The sequence below is a fragment of the Candidatus Magnetominusculus dajiuhuensis genome (assembly GCF_046044395.1).
Lineage (GTDB): Bacteria > Nitrospirota > Thermodesulfovibrionia > Thermodesulfovibrionales > Magnetobacteriaceae > Magnetominusculus > Magnetominusculus dajiuhuensis.
Map to the genome: position 1 here is coordinate 17,963 of NZ_JBJUSG010000031.1, position 11,395 is coordinate 29,357.

The window sequence follows — 11,395 nt, forward strand, 5'->3', positions numbered from 1 at the left end:
TTGACATTTCTATATCCGTATATGATAATCTATTCATACATAATTCCTGTAGAGAAGGTTTTTTATCAGGGGGAGAACTTATGGTTGAAAAACCGAAGTTGAGCATGTACTGGGCATCTTCGTGTGGGGGATGTGAGGTTTCTCTTATCAACATTAACGAGAAAATTCTTGATGTAGCCGCAAATTTTGATTTCTATTTCTGTCCATGCCTCCTTGATACCAAAAAGAAAGATATTGAAGCCCTTGACGATGGCGGAATTGCCATAACATTCTTTAACGGGGCCATTCGCACCCAGGAAAACGAGGAAATGGCACACCTTCTGAGGAGAAAATCGAAACTGCTCATCGCCTTCGGTTCATGTGCATACGAGGGCTGTATCCCCGGCCTTAGCAACCTCCACACAAGGGCCGCGCATTTCGAATCCATATATCTGGATAATCCTACCGTGGATAACCCGCAATGTATCGTCCCTAAACCTGAGACTATCGTGCCGGAGGGAATGCTGACATTACCGGCATTTTATGAGCATGTAAGAACCCTGTTGCAGGTTACGGATGTGGATTATTCCATACCGGGATGCCCGCCGGAGCCAGCTCAGGTGTGGAATGTCATAGAGGCTGTGATACAAGGAAAACCCCTGCCGCCAAAGGGAGGCATTCTCGGCGCGGGGAGTTCCACCGTGTGCCGTGAATGCAGCAGAAAGAAAGAAGATAAACATATCACGCGGTTATACCGCACCTATGAGATAATCCCGGATACTGAGGCGTGCCTGTTAGACCAGGGGCTTATCTGTATGGGGATAGCCACAGCAGACGGCTGCGGAGCGCTCTGTCCAAAGGTAAATATGCCCTGCTCTGGCTGCTATGGCCCGCCCGCTGGCGTTCTTGACCAAGGGGCAAAGATGGTAGCCGCACTGGGTTCCATCTTAGACATAGGTGATAAAAAAGGCATGAGCGAGGATGAGCTGATACGGCACATAGATATGATTGTTGATTCGATACCGGATTATTCGGGGACGTTTTACAAATACAGCCTCGCAGGCTCCATACTCGGCGGCAGACAGCCATGAAGCGTATCTCTATTGACCCCATAACAAGGCTTGAAGGCCACGGTAAGATTGAGATATTTCTTGACGACAGCGGTGATGTTATGAATACTTACTTTCAGGTGCCGGAACTCAGGGGGTTTGAGCAGTTTTGCGTCGGAAGGCTTGCCGAGGACATGCCGGTTATTACAAACCGCATATGTGGTGTGTGCCCTGAGGCGCATCATCTTGCCTCTGTTAAGGCCCTCGATGAGCTATTTGGTGTGGAGCCACCAGCGGCGGCCAAAAAAATCAGAGAGCTTCTTTACATGGCCTTTTTCATTACCGACCACACGACACATTTTTATGCACTCGGAGGCCCGGACTTCATAGTCGGGCCGGATGCCCCTCCCACAGAGAGGAATATACTTGGCGTTATCAAAAAGGTCGGCCTTGACGCGGCTAAAAAGGTAATCGGCTGCAGGGCCAGAAACCACCATGTGATTGAAATTCTTGGCGGCAGGGGCGTTCATCTGGCCGCGGGTGTTCCCGGCGGCTGGAGCAAGGCCGTCAGCGAAAATGAGAGGTCAGAGATTGAGGCGATAGCGAGGGAAAATATAGAGTTTGCCCACTTCAGCCTCAAGGCCTTTGACGATATAGTGCTCAAAAACCCCAAGTACATGGATATGATTACATCAGATATCTACGTTCATAAGACATATTACATGGGGCTTGTGGACAGCCAAAACAGGGTTAACTTTTATGACGGCATGATTAGAGTTGTTGATCCGGAGGGGAATGAATTTATTAAATATCACCCGAAAGATTATGTAAATCACATCGCCGAACATGTAGAGGAGTGGTCATATTTGAAGTATCCATTCTTAAAGCATGTCGGCTGGAAGGGTTTTGTTGATGGCATAGACAGCGGGATATACGCGGCGTCGCCACTTTCACGGTTAAACGTGTCGGATTCAATGTCTACACCGGGGGCGCAGGAGCAGTTTGAGAGGATGTACGAAACCCTCGGCTCAAAAAAACAAAACGGCAGGTATCAGCCCATCCACCACAGGCTTGTTACCCACTGGGCAAGGCTTATTGAGCTTCTCTACGCGGCAGAACATATGCTTGAACTGGCAACAGACCCTGAGATAACATCCCCGGCGGTTCGGGTTATCCCTGATAAAATAGTTGGCAAAGGGATAGGTTGTGTGGAGGCCCCAAGGGGTACGCTGACACACCACTACGAAAGCGACGACCGAGGGGTGCTCACTATGGTCAACATGATTGTAGGTACTACTAATAACTACGCCCCCATGACCCTGTCAATAAAAAGAGCGGCTGAGAAGCTCATAACCAAAGGAAAGATTATTGACCAGGGGCTGTTAAATAAGATAGAGATGGCCTTCAGGCTCTATGACCCGTGCCTTTCATGCGCCACTCACTCGCTGCCCGGTCAGATGCCTTTAATTGTCAATATTAGAAACGGTGAGGGGGAAATCCTGAGGCGTTTCAGCAGGGATGAGAAGATAACTTGAAGACTATAATTATAGGGCTGGGAAATCCCATCCTGTGCGACGATAGTGTCGGGCCGCGGGCCGCGCGCTTGATAGGGCAGCGGCTGGGCGCTGGATATTCGCCGTACAACGAAGACATTTTGGTGTCTGAGGCTTATGCCGGAGGCCTTCGTCTTTTAGATGCGATAGCCGGTTATGACAGGGCGGTTATTATTGATTCAATCGTCACGGGGGAAAACGCCCCGGGTACGATATACAGATTGACGGCGGATGGTCTGCCGCAAACGAGAAACTGCGGCAGCAGCCATGACATGACGCTCCCTATGGCCCTTAGCATGGGAAGGGCGCTTGGGATGGTACTTCCATTTGAGATACACATATGGGCAGTTGAGGTACAAGACGTCAACACCTTTGGCCAGTGGCTCTCGATGGATGTGGAGAACGCCCTGTCCGACGTTGTTAACGGCGTTTTAAGTATGTGCGCCGATTGTAAAGTTGAGAGCTTATGCGTGTGAAGATAGGGGTGTATTTCTGTAACTGCGGCGGCAACATCTCCGGCAAGGTAGACTCAGAGCTGGTCAGGCGGGCGCTTGAGACAGGGTGCGATTGGGCATATTTTAAGACCTGCGAGCTGATGTGCTCCGATGACGGCAAGGCGTATCTGCGTGGCGAAATAGCCGCAGAGAAACCGGACAGGATTGTCATCGCCGCGTGTTCCCCGCGTGAGCATGAAAACACGTTTATGCGGGTACTATCCGGCGCCGGTATGAACCCCTACCTTATGCAGATGGTCAACATAAGAGAGCAGGTGGCATGGGTAACCCCGGATGTACGGCTGGCCTCTCTAAAGGCCGCCGCCCTCATAAAAGGGGCAGTAAAAAGGGTGGCGTTTCATAAGCCGCTTGAGATGAAGTCCATAGAGATGTCCCCCGATGTCATGGTTATCGGGGCAGGGCCTGCCGGGCTGAAGGCCGCGTTAACCATAGCACAGACAGGCAGAAATGTTACGCTTGTCGAAAAGAGGGCGGTAATAGGCGGGCAGCCGGTGCTATACGAAGAGGTGTTTCCAAATCTCCAATGTGCGCCGTGTATGCTTGAGCCGATGTTAGATGAGATACTCCACGGTGATTATGCCAAAAACATAGAAATACTTACCTTGTCTGAGGTTGTGGAACTATACGGCTTTTATGGCAACTTCATTGCAAAGATAAGAAAGACGCCGCGTTACGCCGACATGAATCAGTGCATAGGATGTGGCGAGTGCATAGAGGTGTGTCCTGTTGACGTTAAGAACGAATTCAACAACGGGCTGGACAGCAGAAAGGCGATATCTCTGTCGTTTGCAGGGGCACTGCCGAATGTTCCATTTATAGATATGGCGGCGTGTCTGAGGGCAAGGGGTGAGGACTGCCGGCTTTGTGATGAGGCCTGTCCACTTGGCGGGGGTATAATACTGTATGACGATACAGAGGAAATAGTAGAGAGGCGCATGGGGGCAGTTATCGTGGCGGTAGGGGCGTCGCTTTACGATGCCGGATTAATTTCTAACCTTGGACTTGGCAGGCTGCCCGATGTCTACACGTCATTTGAGTTTGAAAGGCTGCTGTCTTCAACCGGCCCAACCAGCGGGCAGCTTTTGACGCGCTCAGGGCGCACGCCCAGGTCAATTGCGATAATCCACTGTGTGGGTAGCCTCGATAGTAAACACAAGGAGTACTGCTCAGGCATCTGCTGCCAGTACGCGTTTAAGTTTAATCTCATGGTCGGACATAAATTACCAGACACGCAAATACATCATCTCCACAAGGAACTCGTATACCCTGGGAAAGAGGAATATTTTCTCTATAAACGAGCGAAGGAAAATCCCAACGCGGTCTTCATACAGTACAAGGACATTGATACATTATGTGTCACTGAGAAAGAGAATGGTATCATGATAGTAAACTCATCAATTAAGGCAGACATGGTAGTGCTGTGCCCGGCCGTTGTGCCATCGAAAGACATCGGCAAACTAAATGAGACACTTGGCACAACCGTAGACATGTTTGGATTTTTTGAGGAGCTGCACGCAACGCTCGACCCTGTAATGGCCAAGGTGCGGGGGATATACATAGCGGGGGCCTGTCAGTCGCCAATGTCAATTCAACAGGCGATAACACAGGGGATGGCCACAGCCGGTTACGCCCTTTCTGGCATTGTCGGGGGAAAGCGGCTTGAGATAGAGCCAATAACGGCCTCAGTGGATGCCGACAGGTGTTCAGGATGCAGGGTCTGTGCATTGGTGTGTCCATACAAGGCGATAGGGGTTGGCCAGGAGACGGGGAAGTCCTCGGTTAACGAGGTGCTGTGTGAGGGGTGCGGAACCTGTGTTGCCGCCTGCCCTGCCGGTGCTATAAACGGCAATCATTTCACAAACGACGCGATATTGGCAGAGATAGAAGGGGTGTTGGCATGTTTGAACCAAGGATAGTCGGTTTCTTGTGTAACTGGTGTTCATACGCTGGGGCGGACAAGGCCACAAGAGCTTATCCGCCAAATGTAAATGTGGTAAGGGTGATGTGCAGCGGCAGGGTTGACCCGCAGTTTATACTTAAGGCGTACAAGGCAGGGGCAGACGGTGTTTTGGTATTGGCCTGCCACCCCGGAGACTGCCACTACAAGGAGGGCAACTACAAGGCCCTGGCTCGCCATCGCATATTGTTACGTGTGCTTGCCGAACACGGCATAGAGAGTGCCCGGTGCAGGTTTGACTATGTCTCTGCATCAGAGGGAGATAGATTTATCGAAATCATAACTGAAATGACAGACGCCGTCAGGGCGTTGGGAAAAAGGAGTTAATATGGCTACTATGGTGCTTGACCTAAAGGGATTGAAGTGCCCTCAACCTACGCTTCAAATGACAATAAAGGTGCGTACGGAGTTGAAGGCCGGTGACGTTTTGGAAGTAGTTGCCGATTGCCCGACCTTTGCAAATGACTTAAAAAGATGGGGCGAGAGGGTGGGGAAAACCGTCCTGTGGGTAAAAGATGAGGATAACGGCGCTAAACGCTGTCAGGTGAAGATTTAACATACTAAAAGCATACTGCCGTATAGACATAAAAGGATTAACGACGAAGGGGGGGTAACCCCCCCTTCACCCCGTAGTTTTGCCGAAGTTTATCTATTGATTTCCGGCTGCCGCTCGTTGGCGGCTTCAGAATTCCATGACGTCGTCTTTCATATCCACTATATCCTGTATGTCTATATTCAGGTGGACGATGACCTTGTTATTGAAGGAGGCCCACTGCTCAATGTTCTGATATGCGTCGTTATTGACATTGTCATAAAATAGACAGAGAAACTCCGAAAGTAATAATATGGCGGCCAGGTCCTTTGTTGTCTTGTCCTTGTGAATGTTTATATCAACATAATGGTGGTATAAAATGACGTCTGATATGGATTTGGACACCCCCCACATTCTGGCAAATAAATAACCCACCACGCAGTGGTCAGTGTTAAACATATCGCCTTCTATTCCAATTATGGACTTTTGCTCACCGGAGAGCGATTTGGCGGGTACAAGGCCCATAGCGGCCCCAGCGATGTCCATGTAATTATCGAATTTCTCCGCCAGTACAGGAATCGCACAGTCGTGGAATAAACCAGTCATATACGCCACATCGCTGGATACCAGCCCTGTTTTTTCGGCAAGATAGGCGCAGGATTTGGCTACCACCTCAGAATGGCTGTAAAAGCCGTCCAGCTTGTTAACCAGAGTACCAGCGCGTCTTTTCAGCGATATGTCCACTATGATATTGTAAAGGGTATCTGGCACTAAAGATGACAAGACCTTTTGTGTGGCCCCGTCTATTGTGTCGAACCTTTCAGCCCCAAACATTGGTGAGTGTGCGACCTTTAGTATCATGGCACAGAGGGCGGTATCGCCACCTACCAGTTGGGCAATTCTACCGTAATCAGGGTCCAGGCCTAATTCACGCTTCAGCTCCATAACAACCTTTGGCTGAGGCGGAATACTTACAGTTTTAATGATTCTTTTGGCCTGATTGACTAAATCTATATTGTCATGTTTTGCCATTGCTTCACCTGATAAAAAAAGGATGGTCGTCCCATTCTGATTTTATTTTCATATCGAACTGAAAGAATGCAAAATGCTCAGGGTATTTTTCTACATAAGACGTCAGCACGGCAAGGTATTTCATCAGCAGCCCCTCCGGCGTGTCGCCCTCAGACACCTCTATGGGCGGTTCTATGACTGCTCTGGCGGCAGCCCGTGAGCCAGCGCGCTCAGAATCAATTAAAAACATGGGTATAAGCGGGACGCCTTCCTTTAGGGCGATTTTGTACGGTACGAGGTTGAAGTTGGCCGTACGGCCAAGAAACGGCGCGGTATGCCACTTTCTGCCCCCTCTGCCCGTTGGTGGATATAGGACAAGTTCGTTTCGGCGGAGAGCAGATAGCATATCTCTGATTGCCATATTTCTGAGGCCGAAGTTGTCAAAGGTTTCGGCTCCGGCGTTAATGAATTGAACTGGCATGGCACCCTCTACGGCGTCGTATCTGGCCTTATTGGCAAGCATTGTAAGGCCAACCCGTGCAACCCTTGGTGACTCCGCCTGAATCGCCAACTGATTGACCCTGTATCCCCTGTGTCCAAGGGCCGGCATTGCCATCATATACGGGCCGAAGTGGGGATTTAACAATATCGCCCCGCGGCCAACCACTAACGCGCTGTCAAGGTGAGAAAGGCCATCGGCCGGGATATATTCGTCAATGGTCTTGTCGTTCATCCTTCTAAGGTAGCATTGCTTTATCCACGCATTCAACTGGTTTTGAAACGATTTCCGCATAAGTTGCCCCGCGTCTCTGTCCTTAATCAGGGACGAGAGCCTGAGTTCCTCTGACATGAGTTGCCTTCTGTTGCCCGCAATGGCCATTTGAACGCGCGCCATGGCTGCCGTCATCACATTTATCGCCCACGGCGGCAGCAGGGAAAACCCCACACGCAAATACCGCCAGTATAGCCATTTCAGAAACGCCCCGACTTGAAGTTTCCCAATGGGAGGTTTAACTTTGTCCATCAACACCCCGCAGAGAGCTTATTAACGCCTGCGCTGCGTTGCTGTTTATATATTCGCAGGACGGCCAGATAAAATCCAAGCAAAAACCACACAAAGCGCGCCGTATGTGAAGTCAAATCAAATTGAATCAGCCCATTCACCGCAAACACGGCTACCACTATGACGTTCATGGCAAACATCAGATTTGCCATATAACCGCCGTCAAACTCCTTCCATGTCTGATGGAAAGTTCGGGCAAAAAAATTGATAAAAAAGGCCAGCGCTAAAATGCCAAAGACGCCCATCTCGAAAAAGAACGAAAATATCAGGCTGTGTACCTCGGAAATCGTCTCCGGTACGACATAGACAAATCCCCCCACGCCAATGCCGGTTATAAACGTATAGGGATTTTGTACCATGTATCTCAGTCCGGTCTTCCACATAGTCATTCTTGAGCCGATGCCCGTTACGCCCTCATTCTTGGACGACAACTCCTCTGTGTTTGACTTCAGGGTGGTGCTGGTTGTAAACATTGTGTGTCCCTTGTAGCCAAAACCAATTATAAGCCTGTCAATAAAGCCGGGTGTGGCCGTAACTATAATAACCAGATACACAAGCAGTGTAATTGCCGTATATTTGACGAATCTTTCTTTATATATAGGATGAAATTTAAAAAACATGACAATGGCCGCCCCAAGCGCCACAAAGGCCCCCCTTACGGCCATCATCACAATGGCAAGTGAGCCAATGGCGGCAACAAGCCCGTAAAGGAATTTCAAACGACGGTCTTTGGTAAGTAACAGCAGCGTTAAGGATATAATTATCATTTCCACCTCCAGGGGTGTTGAGGGTGCCCCGATAGTCAGCCCTGTTGGTCTGTTCATTATCTGTCTTAATCCATACACGGAGAGCATCGTGTGGGGCGCGATTAAAAAATCATAAAACGACATGTACCATTTCGATACAAACACGGCCACGCTGCATATGACGCCCGACACTAAGAGCATTACAATAAACTTATGCAGCATTTCTCTGGAAGTAACGATTCCGGTTACGAGATAATATATCAGCGCCCCAAAGAGCATTTGAAGGTAAAACAGAGAACCCTCCTCCAGAGAAGGCGTCCATAGCAGGGATATTCCATTATACACGAGTATTGCCAGCACAACAACGTCAACCGGCGTGGGCTGCCTTTTCAGGCCCTTGTCAATGGCCTTCTTATACAACCACGCCCCAAAGGTTATCGCCATAAACAATATACAAATGGGAAATATGGCGGCGTCCCCCGTTTCAGCAACAAAATATTCAATACAGGTAAACTCAATGTAAAACGTGAACACCGTCAGCAAAAGCCCAAACTCATAACCGGCAAAGAAAACGGCGGCAAGCAGGACAAGGGCAACGGCTATGGCAAGCCAGACCGGATTTATTATGTACATCACGGAGGCGGCAACGCAGCATATGCAAAGAAGGACAAGCGTCGGCACCTGGCGAAACGTCAGCGGTGTGTCAGATTTTGAAGCCGACAGGGTGCTCATCGTGTGTCTTGCCGGTTATCTGGCGTCTGCCAGAGGGCGTCTTGCCATAGGACGTAGAGGGTTTGGGTATTTTTCCCTTGAAGTTTATATCCCTTGATACCATTTTTGAGCGCTAATGGGGTAATCACCGGGGTGTCCAGACATTTAAACTTCTCTGCCAGCATCATATATGTGTAGTAGGAGAGTTTCTTAAAGGACGCCCCGCCGTTTTTCGGATTATTGATAAATCCGGTATAATCGAAGTAGCTGAAGTCTCCGGCGAACTTGTTATGGTCGTAGATATTTGTCCAGATTACCTTTTTCACGCCTGCCGAAATGGCGGTGATGTATCTGCTGATGACGTCAGCGGCTTGCCTTCGCTCGGAGAAGGCGGTTTCGTAGGGATTATGAGAGCCGCTTGGTAAGCTCGTCTCACCTATCCAGATGGGTACGTCCCCGTAGCCGTAGGCCTTGAGCAGTTTTGCGGAGGTGTCGAATTCGTTTTTTAGTTTTTCGGGTTCGGTGTCAGGTCCTTTATAGACGTTTAATGTGCCGAAGGGGTGCCACATGTCAAATATGTCAAACGCCCTTTGCGCATTCATAGACGCCAGATTGTCGAGCACCTCTTTGTAGTATGGCCGCTCGGGGTTTACATACCCGGCCGTGATAATCTTACAATCAGGGCAGGTGGCCTTAATCGTCTTATATGTGGTAAAAAGGGCAAGGGCGTAGTCCCTGGGGTCAAACTTATAGTCGGCCTCTGTCTCGACGAAGAAGTACCTTACCTTTGGGAGTTTGTTCAGCGCGGCCCTGAGGAAATCGGTGTAGTCTTTTACGTCTTTCTCTGTAAATGTAAGCCTGCCGAGGCCGCCTGACTGTGGGTTGGGGGCTGTTGAGACGCCGGGGTGGATAGTGGTGATGACAGTAAGCCCCTTTGAGGCGGCATCGCCATAGAGGGCGCCCAATTGCCCAAGATAAGCGCCACCTGATGAGAAGTCCCTGCCGCCGAACTTATAGACCATGTAGTTCAGTCCGGTAGCGCCCAGGAATCTTATCCACTTAAGGCCGAGTTGTTGGGCGTATCTGCCGACGTATTTCTCTGAATTTCTGTCTGACAGGGCTTCTATCTCCGGCGAGATGAGGACAAATGGCGATTCGTTTGGGTTGGGTACACAGCGAGCGTCTGAGACTGGCTCGACATAAACGGGGGCGTCTGTTAATTCAACCGTAACCAAACCATTTTTTGCGTCGGCTATGTAGGTTTTGAATGCTGTGGCGTAATCTGTTACAATGTGGCCACTTTGGGCAGTGGGGATGCCCTCGGTTATTTTTACCTTGTCTATACCCGTGCCTACTGAGAGCGCGACGGTATTGCTATTAGGTGCGCTTTTAGCAGCCGGGGGTTTAGCGCCTTGTTGCAGCCTTTCAAAATCCGCAAAGACACGGTCAACAATTTTGGCCGCCTTCGCCGGGTCTTCGTTGATGTATGCCCTGATGAGGGTGGAGGTCTCGGCGGGGAAGATTCTTTGGGCGTCAGGGTTTGTTGCCTTTAACGCGGCGGCCCACCCCAGAAGTACAGAGGCACGGTGTTGCACGTTTTGTTCGTTAGTAGGCGAGGCCTTTACTTCACTGCGAACCACCCTTATAGTCTGCGCGTCAAACTGTGGGAGTGGCGGTTGCGCGGCAGGAGGGTCGGGTGGTTGGTTTGCCGGTTGCAAGGCGGCATTGGAAGGGGGAGAAAACTGCCTGTCTTGTGTCGGCTCTCCTGTCGGGGCGGTTAATTCAACCTTGCCGAATGTCTGCTCAAGTGCCGCATAGGCCTTGTCTATCATCTTAAATGCCTGAGGGGGATTTGCCCTTGCGGTCTCTTCTATTTTCATAGCCTGTTCTTTGGTGACGGACTTGCTTACGTCTATGCCTTTTTCAAACAGGAGCCGCTGCCACTGAAAAAAAATGACCAGCCTCTCGTTTAAATTAGAGGCGTTTGTGGCGGTGTTTTTCACGTCAGCCCTGACTTTTTTGACGACCGTGATGAGGTCTTCCATGGCATAGGCGAAATTCAAAAATATAAATATTGAGATAAATGCTGATAACACCAGATACAGTAACGGCTTCACCCCTTGCATTTTAACCTCATAACGATACCACACCCGGTTGAATTCATTTACCTGATTATACAAAAAATCGTAGTCGGATGTCTATTTTGGGAAGCCTGGCTACAAGACAAATTTGTTCTAACGAAAAAAACAAGTTTTCATGGGAAGTTGCAATGATTTCCA

At 49.7% G+C, this 11,395-nt stretch carries 10 protein-coding genes; 6 read left to right on the plus strand and 4 right to left on the minus strand.

The annotated features are described in order from the left end of the window. Positions 1 to 80: 80 nt before the first annotated feature. Genes AB7D94_RS06185 through AB7D94_RS06210 form a run of 6 tightly spaced genes read left to right on the plus strand, consistent with a single transcriptional unit; the run spans position 81 to position 5,609 of the window. Complete coding sequence (locus AB7D94_RS06185; protein WP_420264866.1) at positions 81 to 1,070, plus strand: NADH-quinone oxidoreductase subunit B family protein; 990 nt, start codon at positions 81 to 83, stop codon at positions 1,068 to 1,070. Then, positions 1,067 to 2,563 carry a Ni/Fe hydrogenase subunit alpha gene (locus tag AB7D94_RS06190; RefSeq protein WP_420264867.1) on the plus strand — a complete coding sequence of 499 codons (1,497 nt, stop codon included), beginning with the start codon at positions 1,067 to 1,069 and terminating at the stop codon, positions 2,561 to 2,563. The genes AB7D94_RS06185 and AB7D94_RS06190 overlap by 4 nt, the downstream gene beginning before the upstream one ends. After that, the gene (locus AB7D94_RS06195) at positions 2,560 to 3,057 is read left to right on the plus strand and encodes a hydrogenase maturation protease (RefSeq protein WP_420264868.1); all 498 of its coding nucleotides are present in this window, start codon (positions 2,560 to 2,562) and stop codon (positions 3,055 to 3,057) included. The genes AB7D94_RS06190 and AB7D94_RS06195 overlap by 4 nt, the downstream gene beginning before the upstream one ends. Beyond that, entirely contained in the window at positions 3,048 to 5,012 is a 1,965-nt protein-coding gene (locus AB7D94_RS06200; RefSeq protein ID WP_420264869.1) for a 4Fe-4S binding protein, read from the plus strand. Before AB7D94_RS06195 ends, AB7D94_RS06200 begins: the two co-directional genes overlap by 10 nt. After that, positions 4,994 to 5,380 (plus strand): hydrogenase iron-sulfur subunit, encoded by a 387-nt coding sequence (locus AB7D94_RS06205; RefSeq protein WP_420264870.1) that lies wholly within the window; start codon positions 4,994 to 4,996, stop codon positions 5,378 to 5,380. The genes AB7D94_RS06200 and AB7D94_RS06205 overlap by 19 nt, the downstream gene beginning before the upstream one ends. 1 nt (position 5,381) lies before the next feature. Further along, complete coding sequence (locus tag AB7D94_RS06210) at positions 5,382 to 5,609, plus strand: sulfurtransferase TusA family protein (protein ID WP_420264871.1); 228 nt, start codon at positions 5,382 to 5,384, stop codon at positions 5,607 to 5,609. Positions 5,610 to 5,735: 126 nt separating this feature from the next. Here the strand turns inward: AB7D94_RS06210 and AB7D94_RS06215 are convergent, their stop codons facing one another. From AB7D94_RS06215 to AB7D94_RS06230, 4 genes are read right to left on the minus strand one after another with little or no spacing between them, the layout of a single operon-like run. Next, complete coding sequence (locus AB7D94_RS06215; RefSeq protein WP_420264872.1) at positions 5,736 to 6,617, minus strand: HDOD domain-containing protein; 882 nt, start codon at positions 6,615 to 6,617, stop codon at positions 5,736 to 5,738. Between the two features lie 4 nt (positions 6,618 to 6,621). After that, positions 6,622 to 7,620 (minus strand): lysophospholipid acyltransferase family protein, encoded by a 999-nt coding sequence (locus AB7D94_RS06220; RefSeq protein WP_420264873.1) that lies wholly within the window; start codon positions 7,618 to 7,620, stop codon positions 6,622 to 6,624. After that, the gene (locus AB7D94_RS06225; RefSeq protein ID WP_420264874.1) at positions 7,620 to 9,137 is read right to left on the minus strand and encodes an O-antigen ligase family protein; all 1,518 of its coding nucleotides are present in this window, start codon (positions 9,135 to 9,137) and stop codon (positions 7,620 to 7,622) included. The genes AB7D94_RS06220 and AB7D94_RS06225 overlap by 1 nt, the downstream gene beginning before the upstream one ends. Then, positions 9,134 to 11,242: a hypothetical protein gene (locus AB7D94_RS06230; protein ID WP_420264875.1), complete on the minus strand. Its 2,109-nt coding sequence runs from the start codon at positions 11,240 to 11,242 to the stop codon at positions 9,134 to 9,136. The genes AB7D94_RS06225 and AB7D94_RS06230 overlap by 4 nt, the downstream gene beginning before the upstream one ends. Between the last annotated feature and the right edge of the window lie 153 nt (positions 11,243 to 11,395).